At 74.3% G+C, this 26,907-nt stretch carries 17 protein-coding genes; 11 read left to right on the top strand and 6 right to left on the bottom strand.

Annotated features, from left to right (window positions below; genetic code table 11):
- Window positions 1–3: 3 nt before the first annotated feature.
- Both AB0J90_RS25030 and AB0J90_RS25025 read left to right on the top strand, forming a co-directional pair.
- Window positions 4–2,406, top strand: coding sequence for a right-handed parallel beta-helix repeat-containing protein (locus AB0J90_RS25030; RefSeq protein ID WP_363599673.1), 2,403 nt, complete (start codon window positions 4–6; stop codon window positions 2,404–2,406).
- Window positions 2,403–4,700, top strand: a complete 2,298-nt coding sequence (locus AB0J90_RS25025; RefSeq protein ID WP_363599671.1) for an AAA family ATPase — start codon at window positions 2,403–2,405, stop codon at window positions 4,698–4,700. Before AB0J90_RS25030 ends, AB0J90_RS25025 begins: the two co-directional genes overlap by 4 nt.
- Here AB0J90_RS25025 and AB0J90_RS25020 read toward each other — a convergent pair.
- Window positions 4,678–7,056, bottom strand: a complete 2,379-nt coding sequence (locus AB0J90_RS25020) for a hypothetical protein (RefSeq protein ID WP_363599669.1) — start codon at window positions 7,054–7,056, stop codon at window positions 4,678–4,680. The two genes, AB0J90_RS25025 and AB0J90_RS25020, sit on opposite strands and share 23 nt — an antisense overlap.
- Window positions 7,057–7,082: 26 nt before the next feature.
- A complete protein-coding gene (locus tag AB0J90_RS25015) occupies window positions 7,083–7,895 on the bottom strand; it encodes a hypothetical protein (protein ID WP_363599667.1) in 813 nt (270 codons plus the stop codon).
- Between the two features lie 843 nt (window positions 7,896–8,738).
- On the opposite strand from AB0J90_RS25015, the gene AB0J90_RS25010 reads away from it, so the two are divergent.
- The 8 genes from AB0J90_RS25010 (at window position 8,739) to AB0J90_RS24975 (ending at window position 16,045) form a co-directional block, all read left to right on the top strand.
- Window positions 8,739–9,485: a hypothetical protein gene (locus tag AB0J90_RS25010; protein ID WP_363599665.1), complete on the top strand. Its 747-nt coding sequence runs from the start codon at window positions 8,739–8,741 to the stop codon at window positions 9,483–9,485.
- On the top strand, window positions 9,482–9,769 hold the full coding sequence (locus tag AB0J90_RS25005; protein ID WP_363599663.1) for a hypothetical protein: 288 nt from the start codon (window positions 9,482–9,484) through the stop codon (window positions 9,767–9,769). Before AB0J90_RS25010 ends, AB0J90_RS25005 begins: the two co-directional genes overlap by 4 nt.
- Complete coding sequence (locus AB0J90_RS25000) at window positions 9,766–10,056, top strand: hypothetical protein (RefSeq protein WP_363599661.1); 291 nt, start codon at window positions 9,766–9,768, stop codon at window positions 10,054–10,056. Before AB0J90_RS25005 ends, AB0J90_RS25000 begins: the two co-directional genes overlap by 4 nt.
- Window positions 10,057–10,591: 535 nt before the next feature.
- On the top strand, window positions 10,592–11,464 hold the full coding sequence (locus AB0J90_RS24995; protein WP_363599659.1) for a hypothetical protein: 873 nt from the start codon (window positions 10,592–10,594) through the stop codon (window positions 11,462–11,464).
- Window positions 11,465–11,588: 124 nt separating this feature from the next.
- Window positions 11,589–12,146, top strand: a complete 558-nt coding sequence (locus tag AB0J90_RS24990; RefSeq protein ID WP_363599657.1) for a sigma-70 family RNA polymerase sigma factor — start codon at window positions 11,589–11,591, stop codon at window positions 12,144–12,146.
- 9 nt (window positions 12,147–12,155) lie between these two features.
- A complete protein-coding gene (locus tag AB0J90_RS24985) occupies window positions 12,156–13,721 on the top strand; it encodes a S8 family serine peptidase (protein ID WP_363599655.1) in 1,566 nt (521 codons plus the stop codon).
- Window positions 13,722–13,830: 109 nt separating this feature from the next.
- The gene (locus tag AB0J90_RS24980; RefSeq protein WP_363599653.1) at window positions 13,831–14,613 is read left to right on the top strand and encodes a hypothetical protein; all 783 of its coding nucleotides are present in this window, start codon (window positions 13,831–13,833) and stop codon (window positions 14,611–14,613) included.
- Between the two features lie 244 nt (window positions 14,614–14,857).
- On the top strand, window positions 14,858–16,045 hold the full coding sequence (locus AB0J90_RS24975; protein WP_363599651.1) for a hypothetical protein: 1,188 nt from the start codon (window positions 14,858–14,860) through the stop codon (window positions 16,043–16,045).
- Between the two features lie 6 nt (window positions 16,046–16,051).
- Here AB0J90_RS24975 and eccB read toward each other — a convergent pair whose 3' ends face one another.
- Together eccB and eccD are read right to left on the bottom strand one after the other, a co-directional pair.
- Window positions 16,052–17,458 (bottom strand): type VII secretion protein EccB, encoded by a 1,407-nt coding sequence (gene eccB / locus AB0J90_RS24970; protein ID WP_363599649.1) that lies wholly within the window; start codon window positions 17,456–17,458, stop codon window positions 16,052–16,054.
- A 1-nt stretch (window position 17,459) separates the two neighbouring features.
- Entirely contained in the window at window positions 17,460–18,854 is a 1,395-nt protein-coding gene (gene eccD / locus AB0J90_RS24965; protein ID WP_363599647.1) for a type VII secretion integral membrane protein EccD, read from the bottom strand.
- 154 nt (window positions 18,855–19,008) lie between these two features.
- On the opposite strand from eccD, the gene eccCa reads away from it, so the two are divergent.
- Window positions 19,009–22,950 carry a type VII secretion protein EccCa gene (gene eccCa, locus AB0J90_RS24960; protein ID WP_363599645.1) on the top strand — a complete coding sequence of 1,314 codons (3,942 nt, stop codon included), beginning with the start codon at window positions 19,009–19,011 and terminating at the stop codon, window positions 22,948–22,950.
- Window positions 22,951–22,981: 31 nt separating this feature from the next.
- Here eccCa and mycP read toward each other — a convergent pair whose 3' ends face one another.
- Window positions 22,982–24,214, bottom strand: a complete 1,233-nt coding sequence (gene mycP, locus AB0J90_RS24955; RefSeq protein ID WP_363599643.1) for a type VII secretion-associated serine protease mycosin — start codon at window positions 24,212–24,214, stop codon at window positions 22,982–22,984.
- A gap of 21 nt (window positions 24,215–24,235) precedes the next feature.
- A complete protein-coding gene (locus AB0J90_RS24950) occupies window positions 24,236–26,731 on the bottom strand; it encodes a hypothetical protein (protein ID WP_363599641.1) in 2,496 nt (831 codons plus the stop codon).
- Window positions 26,732–26,907: the final 176 nt, after the last annotated feature.

The following is a 26,907-nucleotide window of genomic DNA, read 5'->3' as shown; positions in this document are numbered from 1 at the left end:
GGCGTGAAAAGCAAGAGGATCCTCGTCTCCCGGACCGCCGGCGGGTCCTGCCGCAGCATCCGTGAGGCGTTGCAGAAGGCGGAGCCCGGCGCGCTCATCATGGTGGCGCCGGGTCACTACCCGGAGAACCTGGTGCTGGACAAGGTGGTCACCGTGGCCGCCGAGGAAGGGCCGGGCACCGTCATGATCACAGCGGCCAGTGGCCCGGCCGTGGTGCTGACCGCCGAGTCCGCGGCTCTCAACGCGCTGACCATCGAGGCGCTTGACGCGGACAGCCCGGCCGTGGCGTTCGAGGCCGGTCAGCTCGCGGTGACCGAGTGCGAGCTGACCGCGGGCTCCTGGGCGACCGTCTTCGTCCTCGGCCGTGCCGCCCTCACCATGCGCGGCAGCCGCATCACCAACCAGACCGGCGCCGGGGTGGTGGTCACCGCCGCTACCGGCAGTGTCCTCGACGACTGCCGCCTCGTCCAACTCGGTACGTCCGGCGTGGTGGTCGGCGAGAGCGGCGTTCTGCGCATGCGGGCCAGCACCGTGGAGGGCGCCGGCGGCAACGGCGTGTGCCTCAACGGGCGCGCGTCCATCGACCTGGAGGACTGCGAGATCATCGCCGCGGCCAAGCCCGCCCTTGCGGTCGAGCAGCAGGCCGCCGCGGTGATCCGGCGGCTCACCGTCACCGGTGGCGACGGCATCGGCGCGTACCTGGCCACCACCGGGGCGGTGTCCGTCGAGGACAGCACGATCGCCGGCAACGGCCATGACGGCGTGTTCGTCAGTAGCCGGTGCGCGCCACGGCTGACGCGGGTGGAGGTGCGCTCGCCCGGCCGGAACGGCCTCCGCTTCGTCGGGCAGGCCGCGGGTGTCTTCGAGCGCTGCGCGATCTCCGCGGCGGGCGCCGCGGCGGTCAGCGTGGACGAGCGCTCCACACCCGAGTTCAGCGAACTGGAGGTGGACGGCGGCGCCGACGTGGCGGTCCGGATCGAAGGCGGCGCGGACCCGTTCTTCCGCCGCCTGCAGGTGTCCGGCTGCACCGGCACGGCCGTCGTGGTCACCGGTGGCGCCCGCGGCACTTTCGAGAACGTCACCGTGGACCGGCCCGGCGGCCACGGCCTGACCGTCGAGGACTCGGCGCGTACCACCGTCACCGGGCTCAGCCTGCGCGGCGCGACGGCCACCGGCCTGCGGGTCGCCCAAGCCGTCCTCACCTGCACCGACGCCGACATCGCCGGATCCGGCGGCGCCGGGGTCGAGGCCGGCGCCGGAGCCGAGCTGTCGCTCACCCACTGCCGGGTGCACGACGGCCGGGCCGACGGGTGCGTGGTGGCGGCTGGCGCGTCCGGCGTGATCGTGGAGTCGGAGTTCGACGGCAACGCGGGCAACGGCGTCACCATCGCCAGCGCCGAGCTGGTGCGCCTGACCGGTTGCGCGGTCCGCGACAACCGCGGGTCCGGGCTGCGGCAGTTGGTGCCGGGCGAGCTGACCGTGGACGGGCTGAGCAGCGCCCGCAACGGTGCCTCGGACGCGTACGGGACAACCGCCGCCGGTACCGCCACCGCCCACACCGAAACGCCGCTACCGGAGCGCGCCGAGATCCGCCGTGCCGGCGACCCCCTTGCCGAGCTGCACGACCTGGTCGGCTTGCAGAGCGTCAAGCACGAGGTTTCCTCGCTGATCAATCTGAACAAGATGTCGCAGCGCCGCAAGGAGGCCGGCCTCAGTGCACCGCCCATGGCCCGCCACCTCGTCTTCGCAGGGCCACCCGGAACCGGCAAGACCACGGTCGCCCGGCTCTACGGTGCGATCCTCGCCGACCTCCGCGCCCTGCGCTCGGGGCACCTCGTCGAGGTGGCTCGTGCCGACCTGGTCGCCCAGATCATCGGTGGCACCGCGATCAAAACCACCGAGGCGTTCAACCGGGCGCTCGGCGGCGTGCTGTTCATCGACGAGGCGTACACGCTCAGCACCGGCCGTGGCGGCACCGGCCCGGACTTCGGCCGGGAGGCGATCGACACCCTGGTGAAACTGATGGAGGACCACCGCGACGACGTCGTGGTCATCGCCGCCGGCTACTCCAACGAGATGCAGCGCTTCCTCGACACCAACCCCGGCCTCGAGTCGCGGTTCAGCCGGACCATCGAGTTCCTCAGCTACAGCGCCGCCGAGCTGGTGACCATCGTCGAGGAGCAGTGCCGCCGGCACGACTACAGCCTGGACGAGGAGCTGGCGGCGCTGCTGCTGGACCACTTCGAGGCCATTCCCAAGACAGGCACGTTCGGCAACGGCCGCACCGCCCGCAAGGTCTTCGAGTGGATGGCCGACCGCCAGGCGTCCCGGCTGTCCGCGTCCGACCGGCTCACCGACGCGGACATGCGCCTGCTCACCGCCGCCGACTTCACCGGCTACGCGTGAACGGCGTCGACCTGCGGGGCGGGCCGGCGCTCACAGTGGTCACCGGACCGCCCGGCGTCGGCCGCAGCTACGCCCTGCGGGCCACCGCGGTCGCCGCCGCCCGGCAGGGCACACCGGTGCTGGCACTGCGCCTGGCTCCCGAGGACCGTGGCGAGCCGTGGTACCTGGCCGGACGCATCCTCGCCTCCCTCAACCCCGCCCGTCCGTCCGGCCGGGCCGCCGAGCCGCCGGCCGCTGCCCTCGCCGGCCTGCTGCGCCGCCGGCCCGGGCTGATCCTCGTGCTCGACGACGCCCAGTGGGCCGACGCCGAGTCGGCGGAGGCGATCCGGGACGTCCTGGACGACCCGGCGGGCTCGCCCATCCTGTGCGTGGCCGCCGTCCGTACCGGCGGCCCGCCCGTCCTGCGGCTACGGCCCGGTCTCCGTGCCCGGGTCGTACCGCTGCGGCCGCGGCGCGCCGACGACGCCGTGGCGCTCGCCGCCCGGATGCTGCGCGCCACCCCGCACGAGGACCTGGCCGCGGCGCTGCGCCGGTACGGCGTCGGCCTGCCCGCCGCGATCGACGCGGTCGTCACCGGATACCGCGACGCCGGGCAACTCGTGGTGGCCGACGGCCGGGCCGGCCTGCGCGACCCGGCCGCCGTCCCGCTCATCCCTGCCGGGCACCAGATCCTGCGGCCGGTACACCGACTCGACCAAACGGCGCGCGCGGTGGCGCGGGCTCTCGCCGTGCTGCAACCGTTCGGCCCGGCCGCGCCAGCGCTCATCGAGCGGGCCCTCGGACTGACGGCGGACCAGGTACGCCGGCAGCTCGCCGCCGCGCGGACGGAGGGGATCGTCCGCTGCGGGTCGGGCGGCTGGACCGTCACCTCGCCCGCCCTGGCGCTCGGTCTCGTCGCCGGCCACGGCCCGTACGAACGGCGCCGCATCGCCCAGGTCGCAGTCGAGACTCTCTGGGCCGACCCGTCCGCCGTAACCGATCCGCACTACCTACCCGACCGTCTCGCCGAAGCCGGTGCCTCGGTCGACCCGGACCGGGCCGTCGCGCAGCTGCGGGACGTCGCGACCGCCGAGGCGGGCCGGTCACCGGCCGACGCGGCGCGCTGGTGGGCCGCCGCCGCCGAGCTCAGCGGCTCGGCCGCCGACCACGCGGAGGCCGCCCTGAGCGAGGCGACGGCGATGCTGCGGCGGGGGCTCCGCGACGAGGCGGACCGCGTTCTGGAGCCCTTGCTGACCGCCTACGCCGACGACCTCACCCCGGCCCAGCGCGACGAGGCCGTGGCCCTGCTCGCCGGGACCGCACCGGACGCGGATGCCGCAGGCCGCTACACCGGGCCCGGCCGCGAGCGGAGGCGGGCCGCAGCGGCCCTCACCGGCGCCCGCGGCGGTGATCCGGTCGCGGCCGGGTTGCACCCGGCACGGCTGCCCCTGGCCGACCGGTGCCTCCTCGACTTCCGGGCCGGCCGGTGGACCGCAGCCCTCGACGGCGCCGTCCTCGCCGAGGCCGCCGGAAAGGCCGGAACCGGCCCGTCGGTCGCCCGCGTCGCCGCCGAGGTGCTCCTCGCCCAGGGCCGTCCGGCCCGCGCCCGGACCGTGCTGGACGCCGCCGCCGACCAGCCGCTGCACCTGCTGGCGCCGGCGCTCACCGACCTGCACCGCGCCCTCGGAGACCCGCAGGCGGCGGCTCGGACGGTGCGGGTCGCGCTTGACCGGTCGGCCGCCGGGGAGCTGTGGGTGCTGGCCGCCGAACTGGCCGCCGAACACGGCGACCCGGTCACCGCGCGGGCGGCGAGAGAGGCGCCGCTGCCCGCGTACTGGGCGGCCACCGTCCGCATGATCACCGACGGGGACGCCGCCGCGGCGGACGAGGCGGTGCAGTGGGCGCGGGCTCTGGGGCAGCCGTACGAGCTGGCGCGCACCCTGGAACGCGCGGTGCGCTGGGCCGGCCGGAACCCGGTCGCGCTCGCCGAGGCGTACGAGATACTCGGCGACCTCGGGGCGCTGCTGCACCGTTCCCGGCTTCGCCGGGCCGCCCGGGAACGTGGCGTCTCGGTCGCCGGCCGTGCCGAGACTGTCGCCGAGGGCGACCGGCTGCTTGCCGTCCTCGTCGCCGACGGACTGTCCAACAAGGAGCTGGCGGCGGCAACGCAGAACAGTGAGAAGAGCGTCGAGGGCCGACTGAGCCGTCTGTTCGCCCGAACCGGCTACCGCTCCCGGGTCGAGCTGGCCACCGCGGTGCTGGCCGGGACATTCCCTACCGGAGCCGCCACGGTCAGCGCCGGTCCGGGGCGATGAGGCTGGACAGCGGCAGCTCGATGCCCTTGGCCCGGGGCCGCCACCGGTCGTTCTCGGCGTGCAGTACCTGGTCCACCGTCGTCCGCTCGTAGTAACGGCTGGGCAGCAGCATCGTCACCCCGTTCGCTACCAGCTCTGGCAGGCGTGACCGTACCGACGTCAGGCCGGCCAGCGCGGCCGCGCTGGCCACCACGTCCACCGCGCGGTTCGGTGCTATCTGCAGACGGATCAGCCGGTGGCCGGCCCGGACGGCGGGACGCTTCGCCAGCAGCACCAGCAGGTCGTCGTCCGTTACCTCGGCGCCCGGCCGGTCCGGCACCACCGCCCACATCCGCCCGCCGCGCGGTGCGAACACCACCTCGTTCGGCAGGCCGTCGGCGCCGTGCCGGGCGCCCTTGCAGCGCAGCGTCAGCGGGTTTGCTGGCAGCTCGACCGGATCCCGAGGCTGCCCGGCCTCGTCCACGCGATAGCCCTGCTGAAGGCGGGCCAGGTCCAGCCATCCCGCCGGCAGCAGGTACGTGCCCTCGGCGACCTGGTGGCGCAGGTCCGCAGGCAGGTCGACGCCCAGTCGGCCCAGGTGCACCGCCCCGCCCGCCTCCACCCGCAGGCACAGCAGGTGCCGCTGCGGGTTGGTCTGGGCCAGCGGGCCGCCCGCCAGGTGACCGACCAGGTAGAGATTCGCGGACGGCACCCCCTCGACCGCGACGCGCTGCGCCGGCCAGGGCGACGACAGCCACAGCCGCACCGGTGCCGCGTTGACCTCCGGCCGCTCCGGTAGCCACCTGACACCGTGCGGGCGGCTGCCCCGCGCGGACACCGTCAGCGGTGGCCGCGGACTGGGCGGCGGCAGCGGACCGGCCGTCGCCGGGGCCATCGCGGCCGGCTCCGCCACGGCCGCACCGGTGGGTGCGGACTCCGGGATCCGCTGCCGCAGCGGGACCAGCCAGCCGTCGTCGTTGCGCCACCGGCCGCCCTCCTGGTCCGGACCGGCGCCGGCCGCACGCTGCCAGCGCGCCGGGAGCCGCTGCTCGTCCACGGCGCGCGGCAACCCGTCCTGCACCGACACCAACGCACCCGGCGTGAGCGTCCACACCTCCACACCCAGCTCGTCCTCCAGCACCCGCAGGTGCTCGTGCAGGCGGTCGGCCCGTTCCGGCGGGACGGGGGTGAGCAGCATCAGGTCCTCGCCGCGCCAGCCGGACATCTCGAGGAGCCGGCGCAGCTGGGCGGTGCCCGCGGCCAACGAGCTGCCGTCACCGTGGCGCAGCCCCAGCCGGCCGTCCTCCATGATCGTCAGGTCGACGAGCGTCATGCCCGGTTCGGCGGTCAGCTCCCGGTACCGGTCCCGCATGGCCGCCTCGCGCCGCGGCGACGTGCTCATCAGCGCCACCTCGCCGGCCGAGGCAATCGTGACGCCGTCCGCCGGGGTGAGCCGCCCGTCCAGGTCGGTGTCGAAGACCGACTCACCGGACGTGTGCGGGGGACGGACCGCCCGCCACGGCACCGCTTGACCCGACCGGTCCCGGGCGGCCAGGTCCTGGCAGCCTTTCAGCAGCACCGCCTCCGCGCCGACCGGCGGGGTCCACACCGTCGCGCCGGTCGCCTCGGCCAGCGCACGCACCTGGTCGTCGAGCTTGCGCTGCTCCGCGTCGTCCACCGGCCAGCACAGCCACAGCCGCAGGTCACCGCCGTACAGGGGGATCGATGACAGCGCCGCGGCGACCTCGTCTGCGCCGTGCACGCCGCTGCGCCCCCGGTACGTGGACAGCACGAAGCCGCCGCCGCGGGTGGCGAGTGCCACGGTCGCCAGGTTGGGGTGCGTGGTGCCCAGTTGGCTGGCCGCCGCCCGCCGCACCACGTAACCCTCGCGGTCGGCGAACTCCAGGCCGTTCGGCAACGGCAGGGTGACCAGCCCGCCGCGGTGCAGGACCAGGCCACCGGCCAGGTCGTACCAGCCTGGCAGCCCGGTGCGCAGCGACGCCGGCTGGATCAGCACCCAGTCGACCACCTCGCCGCTCGCCCGGTTCACCGGCACGGCCTCAGTCCGGACCGCGGCTGCCGCGGTCGGCTGGACCGTCGCCCCCGCCGGTGTCACCAGCACATCGCGGCCCAGGGCGTCCGCCAGCCGGCCGAATATCGCCGCCTGTCGGGCGCCGTCGTCCATCAGCACCCGCAGGTCCTGCTCCCCGGCGCCCGCATCCCGCGCGAGGTCGGCCAGGGCGTTGACGGTGAGCGCCGCACCCGGATCGTCCGGCAGGGCCAGACCACCCTCGTCCGAGCGGACCAGTACCAGGTCGGCGAGGCCGGGAACCGGTGCCGGGCGGTTGTCCGGATCCCGGGTGACCACATCGGCCACGACTTGCAGGGTGCGGGTGCGTCGCATCATCTTGCCGGCCCTTCTGCCATCGCGTGTACGGACCATCGAGCCGGCGGGGCTTCGCCCATCACCACCGGGACGGTACGGTGCCCGGACGCGGCCAGCGAGCGGCGCTCCCGCCACAGGGCGCCTGCCGACGTCCCCGGGCAGAAGACCACCCGCAGCGCTGCCGGCTCCAGTCCCCCCAGCTCGCCAACGGACGCCAGGCGGTGGGCACGCTCCGGCAGCGGCTCAGCGCCGAGGACGTCGCCGATCACGACGACGTCCACCGCCGGGGCGAGCTGCGCGAGCAGCCGTACGCCCAGCCGCCGGCAGGCACCCTCGTCGCCGCCAAGGGTGAGCACGTCGGGAGCGGCAGCCAGATCGACCCACAGCCGCCGGCCGTCGTGCTCGCCGAGCACGATCGGAACGCTCGACGGTGGAGGGCGCCAGCCCTCCTCGAGCCATCCGTACGCCGAACCCCAACGCGCTGGTCGCGCCCCGACCAGCCGGACGGTCGCCGATGTCGTGCCGACGTACAGGTTGGTGACAAGGGGCGGGAACCAGCCCGGTGCGGTCGCGGCGAGGGACCCGATGCCGGCGACGCGTTGCAGGTCGCCGGCGGGAAGCATGATGGCGCGCCGAAGCCCGGTGACCACCGGTGCCGGCGCCTCCTCCTCCGGTCCGGCGGCGTGACCTTCGATGACCGGCGCGGGTTCGGCCGCCGGCTCCGGCGACTCGACCGGGATCAGCCGGGCGGTGGAGGCCGGGAGGTCGTCCGGTGCCTGCCGAGGCACGGGTACCGGCGTCGGGCGGGCGGCGGCGATCGGGAGGGACACGCGCGTCGGTGGAGTGGCGGGCACCAGCGGTGTCAGGGGCCGAGGTACGGCGGCCGGGGGAGGGCCGACGGGCCGCGGGGAGGCGATCTGCGTCGCGGGGGTCGGTGGCGGCGCGGGTTGCGGCGCGATGGGTCGTGGCTGCGGCCCCGCTGGCTCCGCTCTTACTGGCTGCGGCCCTACTGGCTCCGCTCTTGTTCGCTGCGGCCCCGCTGGCTCGGCATTTGCCGCCTCTGGCCCTGCTGGCTGCGGCCCTACTGGCTCCGCTCTTGTTCGCTGCGGCCCCGCTGGCTCGGCATTTGCCGCCTCTGGCCCTGCTGGCTGCGGCCCTGCTGGCTCGGCATTTGCCGCCACTGGTCCTGCTGGTTCCGGTCCTGCTGGTTCGGCATTTGCCGCCTCCGGCCCTGCTGGTCCCGGCGCTGCCGGTGTCGGCGCGGCGGGTGTCGGCGCGGCGGGTGCCGGCGCTGGCCCGGTCGGAGTCTTGGGCAGCGGCGGCTGGCTGAGCCGGGACATGGTGGGAGCGGGCGCGGCGGACGCCGCCACGGTGTCCGAAGGCGCGCCGATGGTGCCGGCGGGCGGGATGGTGGCGGGCGAATGCGGGGTGACCGGCAGTGTGCCGGAGGTGTCGGCGGGCGGGAGCCGGGGCGGTGTGGGCGGCCGTGCGCCAGGGCCCACGGGGCCTGGGAGGGTGGAGGCCACGGGCGCGGCGGAGGGGCGTGTGGTGACCGGCGGCTCGGGGGCCGGGTCTGCTGTGGAGGGCGCGGCGACGAGCGGTAGCTCGGTGGTGACCGTCGCGGTTGGCGGGGTGGCCGTGGATGCGGCGGGGGCCGGTGCGATGCCGACCACGTGGAGTACGGCGTCCGTCCTGGTCTTGCGGCCACGCCGCTTCGGGGCGACCTTCAGGGACGGACCGGCTGGCGCCGGGGTGCGGCGAGTGCGACGCAGCAGGAGTGGCGCGGCCAGCGCGGCCAGCAGCAGAGCGGCCAGGGTGGCGAGCAGACTCGAGGACACGCCGCCCTCGTCGGCCTGCGGCCGGGCCTCGGCGGGTGGCGCCGGGGTGCCGGCAGGCGGCAGAGCGGCCGGTGGCGGTACCGACGGCAGCGCCCCGGTGCGGACACCGGGGCCGCGGGCGTCGTCGGGCAGCAGCAGGATCCAGCCGGGCTCGACCACCGTCGGGTCGCTCATGACGCGACCGTCGGGCTGCGGCCGTCCCCGGTTGAGGTCGAAGATCTCGCGGTAGCGCTTGCCGTCGCCGAGCGCCTGGGCGGCGATCGCGAAGAGGAATTCGCGCTGGCCGTCGACCGGATCACCGACGACGTAAAACTTCTGGGCCGCGGCCGAGGGAGCCGCGGCCGAGGGAGCCATGGCGGAGGGAGTCATGGCGGCGAGGGCCAGGGCCGAGGGAGCCACGGCGGAGAGAGCTACGGCGGCGTGAGCGTCCGACCGGATCGCCGGACCCGGCATCAGGAGCAGCGTGAACACCACCCCGGCCAGGAGCGCGGGCACGTTTCCGCGATCCGTGGCTCGGATCGTGAACAGCCGAGCCTTGGCCTTCGTTTCCATGGTGAACTCCTGAGTGTGGAGGCGTTATGAGCGGAATTACACCGTATTCATCCGGCGAGGGCAATGTTGCCGACCGATGCCGGGCCGCCGTTGTGGAGATCGGTGAGCAGGTCGACCGGCTGCGTGTCCATCTTGGTCGGCTCGACCCCGAACGGCTGCGCATGTCCCCTCTGCGGTTCCAGGCCTTGCTCGTCGGGTTCGACATCTACGCCCGGATGCTCGACGACGCGTTGAACGACATCGTCGCGGACCTGCGGGCGCCCGCCGCACCGCCGCGCCGCGACCTCGAGGCGGTCGCGGGGGAGAGACGATGACCGGCACGCCACACGAGGCCGACCCGGCACCTGCCATCGGTGAGCTGGCGGCGGATCTCGCCGACCGGCTGGCCAGGCTGCGGCGGATGGTGGAGCCGGTAACCCCGGCCGCACCGCCAGCCGAGCGGGTCGCGCTGCGGCCGGCGCACGAGTGCGCGATCGCGGTGGACGGGCTGCTTGGCCGTACCGGCATCCTCAGCCTCATCGGCGGCGCACTGGACGTCAGTTGGCCGGTCAGCGGCGACGCCGGCTGGGACGCCGGCGATGTGTCGGGACGGGGTGACTGAGGTGTTCTGCGAGGACGCCGTCATGCGGGCGAAGGTGGGACTTCTCACCATCGGCCGGGTTAGCGACGCGGAACGCTCGGAGGTGGCACGCCACCTGAGCGACTGCCCGTCATGCCAATCCGAGCGCGACGACATCGCCCGGGTTGTCGACATGCTCGATGTCCTGCGGTCCGCTTCGGACAACCTCCCGTACGAGATGTCCACCTCTTCCGCGACCGGCGCCGCACCGCTGGTACTCCGCCCGCCAGCCCAACTGTTCGGCGCACCCGGCGCACCGCAGCGGCCGTTGCCTGCCAGCGTGCCGAACCGTCCGGCCCCTCACCCGATCAGCCCTCCGGCGCGCCCGGGCACAGACCCGGCGGGGTTGGCATCTCACCCGGCCGGACCCGCCGTGCCCGCCCCGCCGCCCCCGAGCCGGGCAGCCGCTCCGGCGCGGCCGCTGTCGTACCCGGTCGCGGGCGCGGCTCTGCGGGAAGCGGCACGGTTGGTGTCGGACCCGGCGGCCGTCCCGGCCCGCCGGCCGCCAGCCCCGGTCGTGCCCCTGCAGCGCCGGGCGGTCTCGGCCGATGCCACCGAGCGGCCGGCGCCCGAGGCCGTCCGTCCATACTGGCGTGCGGCTGTTCCGCGTCAGCAGACGGCGTTCCTGGCCGGCGCCGCTCAGCGACCGGCGCCGCAGCCCATCGACCCACCGGGGCCGTGGTTCGTCGAGCGATCGGCGCCGTTCATCGGCCGACCGGCGCCGCAGCCCATCGAGCGACCGGGTCCGTGGTTCGTCGAGCGACCGGCGTCGCGGTCCATCGAGAATGCCCGCCCGGAGCAGGGCCGCCCCGCGCGGCCGTTCTCGCCGGCCGAGCCGTACCCGTCCGTCATCGCCCCGGTCGTCCTGTACCGGCCGAGCCGTCCCGCGTCCCGGCAGGAGGGCTACCTCCCACCCCGCCCCGCCACCGGACCACTCTCCATCGGCCCGCACTCGCACCGCCGCCCTCGCCGCTGGTCACCGGCGTACGCGGCCTCGGCGGTCGTCCTCACGGTGGCCCTGGGTGCCGGCGCCGTCCTATACGTGTGGTCCCAGGCGGACACCCGGGCCCCGGTCGTGGCGACCGCGACCACCGGCTCGACGAACGAGGTCACCCTGCGTGCGGTCCTGCGCGGCGAGGCGGACGGCCTGGGCGTGGAACTGACCGTCGGCGGCCTCACCCCGGGCGCCTCATATCAGGTGTACGCGGCCACGGCGGACGACGATCTGAACCTGCTCGGCGAGTTCACCGGTGCGGCCGGTCCGGTCCGATGGTCGGGCACAGCGGAGGTGCCGGTCGACGACCTCGCCTACCTGAGTGTGGGTGAGGCGGGTGGTGGCCGGGTGCTGGCTGCCGCGACGGTCGTGCGCGGTTCGCGGGCACCGCTGTGATCAATGACACAAACCGACTTCGAAAAGGGTTTGCGCAGGTAGGCGGTCCGCAATGGACCTTTGATATACCCGCACGGTGTCACCTTCCGTGAACCCGGCATTCGGCGGCGTCGTTATGGTTCCCGTGGATCAGGTCACCGCGCACGCGGCGTCCGGGGAGTTGTCGCACCCTCCGGCGAACGACGAGGCGTTGCGGGTCGCGTACCGGACCCATGGCCCGGTCGTGCTCAATTACCTGTCGCGCATGTTGATGGGCAACCGCGCACTGGCCGAGGACATCCTTCAGGAAACCCTGGTCCGCGCCTGGAACCATCCGGAGGCGCGTACGGCCGACGGGCAGTGGAGCCGGGGTTGGCTGCTGACCGTCGCCCGACGCATCGCCATCGACCACATCCGGTCGGCACAGGGCCGGTCGACCGAGGTCCTCGACGAGCGCATCGAGGACCGTGAGGTGGCCGAGGACGACTTCGATCGGCTGCTGAACGCGCGGACCGTCCGGGAGGCGCTCGCGTCGCTGCCGGAGCGGCTGCGGGGCGCCCTGATCGAGATCTACTTCCGGGAGAGCTCGGTCGCCGAGGCGGCACGTAACCTGTCCGTTCCCGAGGGGACGGTGAAGTCCCGGACGTTCTATGCGCTGCGAGCGCTGCACGAGGAACTGGTGAAACGTGACTTCGCGCTCTAGGAGGCCGCGGTGACGCTCCGATCCACGCGCCGGTGGGTGGTAGCCGGCCTGGTGGCCGCGCTGCTCGCCGTACTGGCGCCGGCAGTCCCGGCCACGGCCACGGCCGACGAGTACGTCCTCTATGCCACGGTCACGGCGAGCGGGTCGAGCGATGGGCAGACCCTGGCCGACATAGCCGAGCGCTACCTGGGCGACGCCGGGCGGGCGGGGGAACTGTTCAATCTCAACAGCGGCCGCAAGCAGCCGGATGGGAAGGAGCTGACCACCCCGGACCGGCTGACTCCCGGGTGGTACATCGTGCTGCCCTGGGACGCCGTGGGACCCGGCGTGCAGTACGGCATCCTGCCGACGCAGCCACCGGCCCCGTCCGCCTCGTCGGTGTCCCCGTCCGCCCCCACGGCACCCGGAACCCCGCCGGTGGGTCCCGGCGCGGTCGACCCGCCGCCGGTGTCGCGGCCCGGCGGCAAGTGCGTGGCCGCCACCGTCGCGAGTGACCCGTCTACCTGGGCCACTACCCGGCTTGCCGCGGATCGGGTGTGGCCGCGGACCAGGGGGGCCGGTCAGATGGTCGCCGTGGTCGACTCCGGTGTGGATGGACGGTTGCCGCAGCTCGCCGGCCGGGTCGCGCAGGGCGCGGACATCGTCACCGGTGGCCGGCGCGGCGACACCGACTGCCTGGGTACCGGGACCGCGATGGCCGGCCTGATCGCCGCGGCCGCCCCGCCCGGCGGCGGCTTCGCCGGCATCGCGCCCGACGCGGTCGTGCTGCCGATCCGGATCGTCACCGATGGTGAGCCGGTGGGCCCGGCCGACCAGGCCGCGGCGATCGAGGTGGCCGCCTCCGCCGGCGCCACCGTGATCGCCCTGGGCGACCACGTGAAGGTCACCGACGAGGGCGTACGGCGGGCGATCGACCAGGCCCTCTCCCGCGATATCGTGGTGGTCGCGGGCGCGCCGGCCGGTGCCGAGAACGCCGGGGCGGCGGCACTGCTGCCGGAGTACCTGCTCTCGGTCGGCGGGGTGAGCGCCGACGGCAAGGCGGCCGAGGAGTACACGACCGACACCGTGGACGTGGTCGCACCCGGCGTCAACATCGCCAGCCTCGGTATCACCGGCACCAAGGGATTCGTCGGCAGCGGTACGCGGTACGCGGTGGCACTGGCCGCGGGGGAGGCGGCGCTGGTTCGGGCCGCCCATCCGAGGTTGTCAGCGGTCCAGGTCGCCCGCCGGATCGTGCTCACCGCGGACGAGATGGGCGGCACGCCCGCCGGCAGCCCCTACGGCCACGGCATGGTCGACCCCGAGGCCGCGGTCATCGAGGACCTGCCGGACGAGACCGAGCCGGTGCCGCCGGAGTCGCCTGGCACCACCAGCGAAGCCGGCGGCGTCGGCACGGTCACGCAGATCGCCATCCTGCTCACCATGCTGGCCGCGCTGGTTGCCGGTGCGCTGCTGGTCATCCGACTGCGCCGATCCGCCCGCCGCCCGCACGGCACCCCCGGTGACCGGCCGGTCGGCGCCGAACCGGCTGGTGATCCCGAACCGGCACCGTCTCCACCGAGCGGCGGACGATGACATCTTCACGACTGAACCGCCACCCGGCCGCACTCGTTCTCCAGGTGGCAGAAGGATGTGCGGACGGGGGACGACCAGGAACATGAGGACTTGATGCCCAATGGGCGACATGGGATGTGACGAGCCGGAGATGCGCGGCAAGATCGCGCTCTACGTCGCCGGCCGGATCTACGGCAGTGAGCAGTGGGCGGTGGAGGAGCACCTCGCCCACTGCGCCGGCTGTCTCGAGGAGAGCCAGATCCTCGGCGACGCCGTGCTCTCGCTGACCGTTCTGGGGGACGCGGACCGGCGCGAGCTGGTCGCGGACTTCGGCGTGCCGGTCGTCGCGTCAGCCGCCCCGGCGGCGCACACGAGCGCGCGTCGGGCAACGGCGTCCGCCTCGCCGTCGCGCGACGGCGCCAACCGGCGCCCGGCGCCCCGGGCACCCGGCTCGACTCGGCCGACATCGCGTTCCGGCGGCAGGCTGCGCCGCAAGCCGCTGCTGGCCGCCGGTGGCCTGGTTCTGGTGGTCTTGCTGGCCGTCGGCGCCTCGCTCGGCCAGTCGGTCCTGTTCGGGCCGCCGCCGGTGGCGCTGGTGGCCGACTCCGGGGGAAGCGCCAGCGGCGCCGTCCTGTCGGTGACCGTGTCGCCGGGCGGTGGTGACGCCGCCGTGCGGGCCACCGTGTCGGGTCTTGAGCCGGGCCGGAGCTACCGCTTCTACGTCACCGACGTGGAAGGCAACAGCTACGACATCGCCGGCGTGACCGGCACCGAGCAGGCCCAGGACATCACGGGTGCGTGCCCGGTCCCGATGGACCGGCTGGAGAGGTTCAGCGTGACGGCCTCCGACGGCGCGCTGGTCGTAGCGGCGACGGTACGCCGGGACACCGCCGCGTCGACCCCGCCCCGTTAACCGTTCAACAAACTCTCAGTCGCCGGTCGCGTACGGGAAACATCGAACGCCTATCATCGCCTGATGCCCACCCCTGGCGGCGTACACCACGCCGATCCAAGGTCGTCGTCTGTATGACGCCCGACCAGTCCCGTTGGACGGACCCGCCGGCGGCCCGCCCCTGATGTCACCGCCCGCAGCCCCCTACACCGGGCCGCGCCGGCCACCCTCCCATTCCCTGCGCTGGTTGGCCGACGGTCTCGCTGTGGTCGGACCGGACCCGGGCGGCGCCGTCGCCGTCGCGGCCGCGCAGCTACCCGCCGAGCCCGGCGTGGTCACGGTCGTCGGCGAGGTCGCCGGGCCGGAGGACTGGGCGGCCGTCACCGAAGCCCTGCCGGCGCTGGTCCAGCCCGGCACGACCGTCCGTCTGGGCATCTCCGGCGCCGGCACCGCGCTCGCGCCGGGAACCACACCGGACCGCGACGCGTCCCCAGCCGCCGCCCTGTCCCGGCAGGTGCAGGCCGATGTGTACGCCCCGGACGGACCGGTGCTGCTCGTGCCCGGCGGCACCCTGTACGCGGTGCGAGGCTGGCGGCGGTCGGGCGAGTCCGGGCCGTCCGTCCCGGCCGGCCTGCGCCACCCTCGGCCGGCCTGGGAACCGGAAGTCGACACGGTCGCCCGGCACACCGGAGGCGCCCTGCGGGCGCGGTCGGTCCCGGCGGGGCTGTGGTTGCACCGGCAGACCGCAGGCCCGGCGCCGGTCTCGTACGACGACCCGGTGTACGCGGTCCCGCAGGATCCCGCGCGAGCCGTGGTGGTGGTCGGCCGCCCCGGTCTCGCGCCGCCGGACCCGCGGGCGGTCCTCACCGTCCTCGACGCGCTCGATCCGTCGGTGCTACTGGCGCCGTACGGCGTACCGCTGTCGCTGGTCGTCACCCTCGCGACCGACCTCGCCGAGCGGTGGGGGAGCCCGGTCGAGGTGGCGACCGGTGTGCCCACATTGGACGACGAACACCGGATGGTGTCCGCCGCCGTGGACCCCGACGGCCGGGACTGGTGGATTCCGCCGGTGCCGCGACTGCGGTGCGCGCCGGGCCAGCCCCCGGTCCCGGTGGCGCCCCCGGCGGTCGTCGCCGGGTTGCCCGCGGACGGCGACGCCTACCGGCTCGGCGACGGCTGGGTCGTGGAGCCGACGGCGTGGGGCCTGTGGGTGCGGTCGCCGCAGCCCGGGAGCGGCAGCGACGGCGTCCGCCGTCGCCCGACCGACGGCACGCGGCTCACCATCCTGGTCGGCCTGCCGGGCGAACCGCCGCCGCCCGCCGTCCTGCCGCTGCTGGCGGGACTCGTCACCCGACTCACCCCGCAGCAGCGTGCGCGGACCACGTTCGCACCGGATGAGGTCGACGTACTGCTCGGCGACGCCGGCACGCCGCAGCCGGCCGCCCGGCGGTGAACGCGGTCAGCGGCCCCAGGTCCGACCGGTGAGCGCGGCGTCGCGGTCGAGCGCCGGCCCGGTCGGCAGCAGGGCGAGGAACTCGCGAGGCACGTCCGTGGGGGACACGCCGGAGTAGCCGAGCGAGTCGGCCGCCGGGCCGTCCGGCAGCGGGAACTTCACCCCGAACTCCGACACCAGGTAGACGCCGGTGGGCACCGCGCCGGGGGCCGGGCGGTCGCGCAACAGCATCCCGCTGCCCGTCCGCATGACCACCTCGTCCGCCAGACCGGCCGCGCCCGGGTCGGCGGGCACCGTGACGGCCCGTTCCAGCGCGGTGTCGGCGACCGCGAGCGTCTCGGACCGTACGGTGCCGGCGGTCACGCTGTGCCGCACGCACGGAACGGTCCCACGCAGGTCGTTGACCATGGGCGGCGGCTCGGCGGGGAAGCCGATGACGTACTCGCCGGTGTCGAGGACCGGTGCGGCGTGCATCGCGTCCGCGTCCGTCGGGATCGGCCGCGGGGCCGATCCGGGATAGGCGCGCCGGGTGGCGGGGTCGGCCAGCAGCAAGGCCCCGACCGTACGGCTGACCGGTGCGAACCCGTCGGTCCGCGCGAGGTAGAGCTCGCGCGTGGCGAGGACTGGGTTCGCCACTTCGAAGATCTGCCCGACCAGCGACGGGGTGCCGGCGACCACCGGCCCGGGCTGACCGCGCCCGGCGACCTCCGGCACGACCAGGTCACGCCCGGAGTCGACCGGGTTGAGCCACGCCTCGGTGACCCGTACCGGTGGCACTCCGCCGTACCCCAGCGCGACCCGGCCCTGGTCACCGGCGAGGCGGTAGCGGCGGCCCTGCCACAGCAGGTACAGCGCGTTGTCCGGGGTGGACACCAGGAGTGCGCCCGGATCCCGGCCCGTGATGCGGTCGAGCACCAGGGTGGTACGTGCCGCCTTGGTACGGTCCAACGGGGGCCGGGTGCACACCGTCCACGCGCCACGGTAGAGCTGCTTGCCGGTCGGCACCGCGTCCGGCGCGTCCGGGATTCCCACCGGCGCCCCGATCGGCACTCCGGTCAGCGAGTTGCGTGAGACCGACCGCACCGGGGCGGTGGTCTGCAGGATCAGCGCTGCGGAGGTGTAGTTGAGCACCGGCCGCAGCTCGTCGCCGAGCAGCAGGTACCGCGCCCCGGTTTCCTTGACCACGATGATCGAGCCGGGCCGGCGCCACTGGTCGCTGCCGCCGGGCCGCAGCAGCCCGTAGATCCCGAAACCGGCCGCGATGAGTACGGTGAGCAGCAGCCCTACGGCCGTCCCGATGGTGAACCGCCGGTGTGGCGGGTCGTCGCCGTCCGGGCGGCCCTTCATCAGTGCGCCGATCAGCCTTCCGGCCTCGAACAGGTAAGCCTGGACCTGGTCCCTGCGCGACCGCATGTCAGCCGGCCCAGGCCCGGATCGCGGCGTACACACCGATCACGGCGCCGAGCACCGGCAGGACGGCGAGTGCGACGACCAGCTCGAGGATGTCCGCGGCCCGCGCCCAGTACGGCCGCAGCCGTCGCCCGGGTAGGACCGTGCTCGCGGCGAGGAAGGCCAGCCCGATCGTGGCGAGCACCGGCAGCGCCGCGACTCGCAAATAGAACGGTTGCTCGCTGCTCCAGTCCAGCAGCACCAGGACGATGAGGACGGTCGCGGGGACCAGCACCGTCCAGCGCTGGACGGCGGTGGTCAGGTGGCGCGCGCGCAGGAGGAGCAGGGCGGCGGTGACCAGGCCCAGGACTCTCGGCCAGGTGCCACCGGGCAGCACGAGCAACGCGGCCAGCGGCACCTGCGCCACCCCGACGCCGATCAACAGCGCCGACTGGTGGCCGACGGCCGCGTTGCCGCGTTCCACCACCAGCCGGTACGGGATCGGGTCGATGTCGTCGGAGAGCTGCTCCGGTCGGCGCGGCATCATCGGCAGCGTCAGCCCGCCGAGGCGGAACGCCAGCAGCGGCAGCACCATCATCACGGCCAGTGTGATGACAAGGGCGGTGCCGGCGGTCCGCTGGGTGTCGAACCCGCCGGCGGCGGCGACCACGGCCGGTGTGCCGGTCAGCAGCAGGGCGGTGATCTCACCGGTGAACAGCAGTGCGCCGTCGGCTACCGCGGCGAAGCCGGCGCAGACCGCGGCGAGCGCGCAGAGGCAGACCGCCGAGACGGTGACGGTCCACGAGGTGCCGGGCGCGGCCCACTGGGTCACCGTCCAGCCGGCGGCGGCGGCGTACGCGGTGGCGCAGCCGGCCAGCAGCGTGCCCGCCACCGGGTCGGTCGCGGCCCGGCTCACGAGGCCCGCCGCGCCGATGAGGACCAGCGCGGCCATGGCGGCGGCCAACGCCCGGTACGCCGCCGGCCCGCCCAGCGCCAGTACCGGCAGCCCGGTCAGCACGGCCAGCCCGCCGAACGTCAGCAGCAAGGCCCTCAGCCGGGCCGGTGTCCAGGTACCACGGTGCTGCCCGACCTGCTCGGCGAGCCCGTCAACGAGGTCGTCGTAGCCGATCGGGGGAAGCGCGTCGGAACGCGGTCGCAGGTGCACGGTCTCGCCGTCGAGCAGGTCGAGGTCGGCGGGGGTGCGTTCCTCGTCCAGCGGCGGCCCGCCGAGCCGCTGCAGGATCCAGCCGTCATGGCCGGTGCCGTGGTCGCCGGCCTGCGGGTCGAGCGCGGGCAGGACCACGGACAGCACGTCGATCAACGGCGTGTCGACCGGCACCGCCCAGGCCGCAACCGCATCTTTCAGGACAAACCGTAGCCTTACCGGAGCTGCCGTGCGATGCTGAATCAGTTCGTCCATCGTTCGGAACCGGTTCCCTCCTCGCCGCTGGAACGCCGACCAGATCTCGCCAGATCAGGGCCGCCACGCTAGTGGCGCCGGCGTCCCGTCGGTCCCGCCACCACGCGGCCGGTCACAGGTCGGGGGAAAACCTCCACGAACGACAGGAGTACGCGTGGGCACCATTCCTTTCGTCCGCCGTCCGCGCACCGCGGGCCCGGTGGCGCCGCCCGGGGAGATCGAACTCCAGCCGCCACCACCGGTCCCGGAGCCGGCCGCTGGTGGAATGGGTCAGATCTGGCTCTACATCCCGATGGGCCTCGGGTCGATGGCGATGATGCTGGTCTTCGTCCGGCGCGACGCCGGGGTGCTCGCGTACATCGGCATGGGCCTGATGGCGGTGTCGGTGGTCGCCGGTGTCATCGTGCCGTTCTTCCGGGCGGCCAGCGAGCACAAGGAACGCATGCACGGCGACCGGCGCGACTACCACCGCTACCTCACCCAGATCCGGCGCAAAGCCCGCACCGCGCTCGTCGACCAGTACCGCGCGGCGCGCTGGCAGCACCCTGACCCGCGGGCGCTCTGGTCGCACGCGCTGAGCGGCAGGCTGTGGGAACGCCGGACCGCGCACGAGGACTTCGGCGAGGTCCGGGTGGGCGTCGGCATTCGAAAGTCGACGACCACGCTGGCCGCGCCGCAGAGCAAACCGGTCGAGGAACTCGAGCCGATGGCCGCGCACGCGCTGCGCCGCTTCATCCGCGCCTACTCGACGCTTCGAGAGTCGCCGGTCGCGGTCTACCTGCGCGGTTTCGCCCGCGTCCAGCTCACCGGCGACGCGGCCGCCGTACGCGGCCTCGCCCGCGCGATGCTCGCCCAGCTCGCCGTCGCGCACGCCCCCGGCGACCTGGTTGTCGTGTGCCTGGCCGCGCCGGGCCGCGAGGAAGACTGGGACTGGCTGAAATGGTTGCCGCACGCGCAGAACGACGACGAGCCCGACGGCGCTGGCGCCCGGCGCCTCGTCGCCGCGGACCTGATCGGGCTCGACGCGCTGCTCGCCGCGCTCGGCGTGGCCGACCGCCCGGCGTTCGAACCGGACACCCCGATCACCGCGTCCGAACCGTTCACCGTGGTCGTGCTCGACGGGCCGACGATCCACGGTGAGCACCGGCTCGCCGTGGAGGGCTACCGCAACACGGTCGTCCTGGACACCGCCGAGGCGTTCGACCGGCAGACCCGCCCGCACACCCTGATCGCGGAGGTGACTCCGGACGACCTGCACCTGGTCACCTTCGACCCCATCGGCAAGCCGTCACGCAACCGGCTGTGCCGTCCGGACGCTCTCGGGCTGCCGATGGTGGACGCTCTGGCGCGCGGCATCTCCCGCTATCGCATCGGCCAGGCCGTCGACACGGAGGAACCGCTGACCACCGACTACGACCTGGCCGGCCTGCTCGGCATCGCCGACCTGCGCGCCTTCGACCCGGACACGTACCGGGCGAACCGGCCGGCCGCGCAACGGCTGCGGGTGCCGATCGGCATCTCGACCTCCGGCGCCCCAATCGAGCTTGACCTCAAGGAGGCCGCGGAGAACGGCATGGGCCCGCACGGCGTCCTCATCGGCGCCACCGGCTCCGGCAAGAGCGAGCTGCTGCGTACGCTCGTGCTCGCTCTCGCCACCCGGCACACCTCAGCGGAGCTCAACCTCGTCCTCGTCGACTTCAAGGGCGGCGCGGCGTTCCTCGGCTTCGATCGTCTGCCGCACACCGCCGCGGTGATCACCAACCTGGCCGACGAGCTGGAGCTGGTCGACCGGATGCGCGACGCGCTCACCGGCGAGCTGGTCCGACGCCAGGAACACCTACGGGCCACCGGTAACCATGCCTCCCGGCGCGACTACGAACGGGCGCGGGCCGATGGTGCCCCGCTGGAGCCGATGCCGGCGCTGCTCATCGTGGTCGACGAGTTCAGCGAGATGCTGTCCAGCAAGCCGCAGTTCATCGAGGTCTTCGCGATGATCGGCCGGCTCGGGCGCTCCCTCGGCGTCCACCTGCTGCTGGCCAGTCAACGGCTCGACGAGGGACGGATCCACCAGATCGAGTCGCACCTGTCGTACCGGATCGGGTTGCGTACCTTTTCCGCCATGGAGAGTCGCAGCGTGCTCGGCGTCGCGGACGCGTACGAGCTGCCCAACGTGCCGGGCAACGGGTTCCTGCGCTCGGACATCCAGACCCTGACCCGGTTCAAGGCCGCCTACTCCTCCGGTCCGTACCGGCCGGCCGGGCGCACCCGGCGCGGTGCCGCGCAGACCGGTCTGATCGCCTTCGGTACCGGTTACGTCGAGCCGGTCGCGGCGCCACCGGAAACCCCCGACGGCGTAGACGGTGAAAAGCCGCCGATGCTCGCCGAGGTGCTGCTCCAGCGGTTGCAGGGCCGTGGCCCCGCCGCCCACCAGGTGTGGCTGCCGCCGCTGCGGGAACCGGCCACCCTGGATCGGCTGCTGCCGCCGCTCACCGAGGACCCGGAACGCGGGCTGTGTCCGATCGGTGGCTACCAGCCGCTCACCGTCCCGGTCGGACTGCTCGACCTGCCCGCCCAGCAACGCCGCGAGCTGCTCGTGGCCGACCTGTCCGGCGGGCGCGGCAACATCGGCGTGGTGGGCGGGCCGCAGAGCGGCAAGAGCACCCTGCTGCGGACGCTGATCTGCGCGCTCGCGCTCACCCACCGCCCGGACGACGTGCAGTTCTACTGCCTCGATTTCGGCGGCGGCAGCCTTGCCTCGCTGTCCGGACTGCCGCACGTCGGCTCGGTGGCGAATCGTCTCGACCGGGACCGGGTCACCCGGACCGTGCTGGAGATGTCGAACCTGCTGGCCACCCGGGAGAACCTGTTCAGCCGGCACAACATCGATTCGATGGCGAGCTACCGGCGGATCCGCGCCACCGGCTCGCTGCGCGACCAGGACCCGTACGGCGACGTCTTCCTCGTCGTCGACGGCTGGTTCTCCGTACGGCAGGACTTCGAGGAGTTGGAGCCCCGCTTCACCGACATCGCCGCCCGCGGCCTGGCTTTCGGCGTACACCTCGTGGTCGGCGCACGCCGCTGGGCGGAGATGCGGCCCTGGCTGCGCGACGCCCTCGGCACCCGGTTCGAGCTGCGGCTCGGTGACCCGGTCGACTCCGAGATCAACAGCAAGTTCGCGGCCACCGTGCCGGCCATTCCCGGACGCGGCATCGTGCCGGAACGCCTGCACTTCCTCGGCGCGCTACCCCGGGTGGACGGCGACAGCGGCACCGAGGACCTGGCCGACGGGGTCGCTGACCTGGTCGACGCGGTCGCCTCCGGATCGCTGCCGCGCGCGCCGGGGGTCCGACTCCTGCCGAGCAGGCTGCCCGTCACCGCGCTGCCCGTGCCCACAGCGCCCCGCCCGAGCGCCGACGTCCAGGTCGCCCTCGGCCTCGACGACGTCAAGCTGGAACCGCTGTGGCACGACTTCGACGCCAGTCCGCACCTGTTGGTCTTCGGCGACGCCGAGACCGGCAAGACCACCCTGCTGCGCCACCTGGCCCGCTCGATCGCCGCGCACCATTCCGTCGACGAGGCACGGATCATCTTCGGCGACTTCGGCCGCGAACTGTACGACGCGGTGCCGCAGGACCACCAGATCGGTTACTCGGTCAGCGCGGGCTCGCTCTCCTCGGCGCTGCAGGAAGCGGCGGGTCTGCTCGCCGAGCGGGTGCCAGGTCCGGACATCATCCCGAGCCGTCTGCCGTCCCGGGACTGGTGGACCGGCGGCCGGATCTTCGTCCTGGTCGACGACTACGAGCTGGCCGAGGCGGAGAAACCCCTGCAACACCTGCTGCCTCTGCTTCCGCACGGCGCCGATATCGGCCTGCACCTGGTCGTGGCTCGTCGGACCGCGGGCGCCTCCCGCGCCATGATGGACCAGGTCGTCCGTCGCGCCTGGGAGCTGGGCACCCCGGCGATGCTTTTCTCCTGCCCGCGGGAGGAGGGCGCCTTCCTCGGCGCGGTGCGGCCTCGCACGCTGCCGGTGGGCCGGGCCCAGTACATCGATCGCCGCCGCAACGTGCGTCTGGTGCAGGCGCCCGTCATCGAGTGAGCCGGGCCGAGGATCGCCCCGCCGGTCGCGGTCAACGGACCGGCGGGGCGATCTCCGGCTCCTGGGGGGACGGCGCCGGGTCGTACGGGTCGGCCACACGCGCCGGGCGCCAGCGGCGGCGGTGGCCGGCCGGACCGAGGACGGCCAGGACCGCGCCGCCCGCGGCGACCAGCAGCACCAGTGCCACGCCAGCGGCCAGGAACGGGCCCACCTCGGGAGTTTTCCGTAGGTCCGGCGCCACCGCCCGCTGCGCCTCGCCCGCCACCGCGCCCGCTTTGCCTTCCTCGGGCAGCACCGTCGCCAGCGCGGCCATCGGGTTGACGACGCCCCAGCCGAGCAGCGCGTCCGGCAGCGTCGCGGCGGGAAGGTCGGCGGTCGCCTGGAGGCGGTGTCGGATCTGCGCCGCGCTCAGCCCCGGCCGGTAGGCGCGCACCAGCGCGGCGGTCCCGGAGACGAACGGCGTGGCGTAGCTGGTTCCGCTGCCCTGCCAGTGACCGGGACCGCGTGGACCGATACTGACCACGTCCTCACCCGGCGCGACCAGGGCTACCGGCGCCGACGCCGAGTCGGAGCGTCGTCCGCTGTCGTTCATCGCCCCGACGGCGAGGACACCCGGTAGCGACGCCGGGTACGTGCGGACGCCGGGCCCCTCGGCGCGGTTGCCGGCTGCCGCGACCACCACGACGTTGCGCTGCTCGGCGTAGCGGACCGCTGCCTCCATCGCCGGGTCACGCACGGTGGTGCCGGCCGACACGTTGACCACGTCCGCGCCCCGGTCCACAGCGGTACGGATGCCCGTCGCGATCGCCTCCGGCGCCCCGGCCGGCCGGTCGGTGATGCGAATTGGAAGGATCTGTACCTTCGGTGCGACGCCCGCGACCCCGGTGCCCGCCGCCGGGGCCGCCGCGATGATGCCTGCCACGAACGTGCCATGCCCCAGGCAGTCGGAGTCGGCGCGCCCCCCGCCCGTACGGGTCAGATCGATGCCCGGGAGCACACGCCCGGAGAGCTGCGGGCTGCGCGCGTCCACTCCGGAGTCGAGGACGGCGACGACGACACCGGCGCCCTCGGTCAACGCCCACGCCCGTTCGGGTGTCAGGTGCCGCTGCGGCCATGGGATGTCCGGGCTCGACCCGGCCGGCGCGGGCAGGCACTGCCCGGTACCGAGCGGTGGGACGACCGGCGCCGCCCAGACCGGGCCGGCGCCGAGGACCGCGGCGGCGAGTCCGGCCGTCGCGGCGGAGACGAGCCGTCGGCTGCGCATCCGATGTCACCTTCCGTCAGGTCAGGAGGCGTTCGCGGTCAAGGTCCGCTCGACGAAGCCCAGCGGCGGTCCGACGAGGCGGGCGGCGGTGCGTGCGTCGGTGACCATCCGGGGCGTCGCGGACCGTCGCCGGTCCAGCGTCCGTTCCAACCGGCGCAACGCGGCCCGGTCGTCGTCGTCGAGTCCCCGGCCGCTCTCGGTGTCGCCCGGAAGCAGCTCGCGCAACAGGACCGCGGTGGCAGGCAGCGCGGTCCGGTCGCTGCCCGGGTCGTCACTGATCGCCAGCACCTTGAACCTCGAACCGGCGAGGAACACCGCCTCGTCCAGATCGCTGTTTTCGGCCAGCACGCCGATCTGGCGGGCTGTCCGGGACCACACCACGAAGTCCACGTCCGCCCCCTCGGCGGCGACATCGGTGCGCGCGCTGACGCTGCGGAACGCCGGCTCGACGAGCGTCGCACCCTCCGGGTAGAGCCGCCGGGCCGGTACGCCCAGCCGTCCCTGCCCGATCACCGCGCGGCGACACGGCGGCAGCCGGCGCAGTCCGGAGACCAGGCAGGGCAGGTAGCCCGGCGTGCCAGGCGCCAGCCCCGCGCGCACCGCGGCGTTGACCGCGGCGGCCGAGGTGCCGGTGTCGCCGAGGAATGCCCGGACCGCGACCAGATCCGACTTCTCCGCCGCCACGATCTCCTGGCGCAGCGCGGGCCACGCGGCAAGGGCGGCGTTCACGGTGGTGATCGAGTCATGGAAGGCGGTCCCCAGGGCCGTGGCCAGCGCGGTCTGCTCCTCCAGCGTGCTGGGCCGATCGATCACCGGTACAGGGGAAGCCGGAATCCACCGCTGGTCCTCGTAGACAGGGGGTGCCTCGGCGACGTCCGGGCCGGAGATGGTGCGCATGGCCGGGATCGGCCCGATCCCGGCAAGACGCAGCGACGGTACGGGCGTGTCCCTGGTAGACCATGCGGCGGGAGCGGGCGGCGGCGGTACGGCCGGATTCGGGGAGGATGCCGGTGACACGGCACCGGGCCCCGGTGTTTCCACAGTGGGAGGCGGTACCGGCGGCAACGGGTCCGGTCGGGTGGGCAGCGGCGGGGGACCGGACGGTGCTGGCGCCGGTGGCTCGGGAGTGACGGTAGGCGGCGGGTCCGTCGGGTCGAGGCTCGGCGGGGGAGCCGGTGCGGTGACAGGCGGTGGGACGGCCGGCGTCTCGTCAGTGGGCGCCTCGACCTCCGGCGACGGCAGGGCCACCGGATCCGGCGGCCGCAGCGGAAGAGTCAGCGCGACCGTCTCCGACATTGCCCAGGCAGGGCGTGGGCGCCGCCCCGGCACCTCGGCCACCGTCACCCCTGCCAGCAGGTCGTCCGTCAGCCCCGGCAGCAGGTCGTCCGTCAGCCCCGGCGGCACGTCGTCGGGCAGCCCTGGCGGCACGTCGTCCGTCAGCCCTGGCGGGTCGTCCGTCAGCCCTGGCAGCAGGTCGTCGGGCAGCCCTGGCAGCAGGTCGTCCGGTAGATCGGCTGACAGGGTGGGAGAGAGGGACCTGTGCCACGCCCGGCGGACCGCGTCGAGCATCGCCGGGGACGTCTCCGGCGCCATCACGAGGCGCCCCGCAGCCGGATCGACGAACGCGAGGTCGGGTGATGCGTACCCGCCGTCGCGGCGCAGCAGCACCCCCAGCGGCACCACTTCGGCGAGCAGCCCCTCCACCGTCCGGTGCCGGTAGAGCCGGTCCCCGGTGCGACGCCAGCCGTCCCCGATCACCGGCACCGCTTCCCGCACCGGTTCGACAGGGGCCGGCTCCGGCAGCCGGGCGTGGCCGAGCAGAGCGGCCAGCGCGTCGAACCATGCCGGTTCCGGCACGACGTCCGACGTGTCCAGCAGCGCCGTTTCCACCCGTACCGGAAAATGCGCCGGCAGCCCGGCGAAGAGCGACGCCACGTCCGCCGGAGAGGCCGGCGGACGTCCGACGTGGCGCAGCACGAGCACCGGCCCGCGTGGGTCGACCGGGATGCGGTACGCCGGGTCCCCGGTGGCGGCCGGCACAGTGGTGGCCGCGCGCAGCAGCATGCCGGCCGGCACCGGATCCGCGACCAGCCGCCCGAGCGTCGTAGGCCGGTCGGGTAGATCCGGCTCCCATGCCGGAGTGGGGCAGCGGTTGACGCTGACCGGGCCGCCACCGCCGGCCCGGAACGAGCGCCAGCCCCAGGCCCCGGTGCCGCCCGCGGCGTACCGAGTCCCGCCCGGCACCGCGACGACTGGGCCGTCCGGGGCGAGCAGTTCCACCCCGGTGCGTGCCGCGAGATCGGTCAGCCACGCCGCGTACGCCTCGTCGGGCCGGCCCATGCGGTCGGCGGCCACCCAGACGCGCCGGATCCCACCGATGCCCGCGGCGTCCTCCACCACCGTCCGCAGCAGCGCGGCGCAGCCCGGCTCGCGCAGCGCGCGGTCCGACGGCACGACCAGGACGTCGGGCGGCGCCTCGGCCCGCAGCAGCCGCCAAAGGTCCAGCGGCTGGTCCAAGGTGTGCGAGATGACGGCCGTCGCGCCGCGCCACTCAGCGTGCAGGGGCGCGTCTCGCCGGCGGCTCCTCGACCCGATAGCAGTCACGCTCTTCCAACGGGGCCGGCACCCCACCCGGTTCACCGCGGGGAGACACCGGGCAAAATCCTTACGGTCGATGGCCGCCGAAGTGAACG

The organism is Micromonospora sp. NPDC049523 (genome assembly GCF_040676775.1).
In the GTDB taxonomy this organism is placed as follows: Bacteria; Actinomycetota; Actinomycetes; order Mycobacteriales; family Micromonosporaceae; genus Micromonospora_G.
The sequence above is the reverse complement of the archived record's forward strand: the minus strand, read 5'-3'. Positions and strand labels throughout refer to the sequence as shown.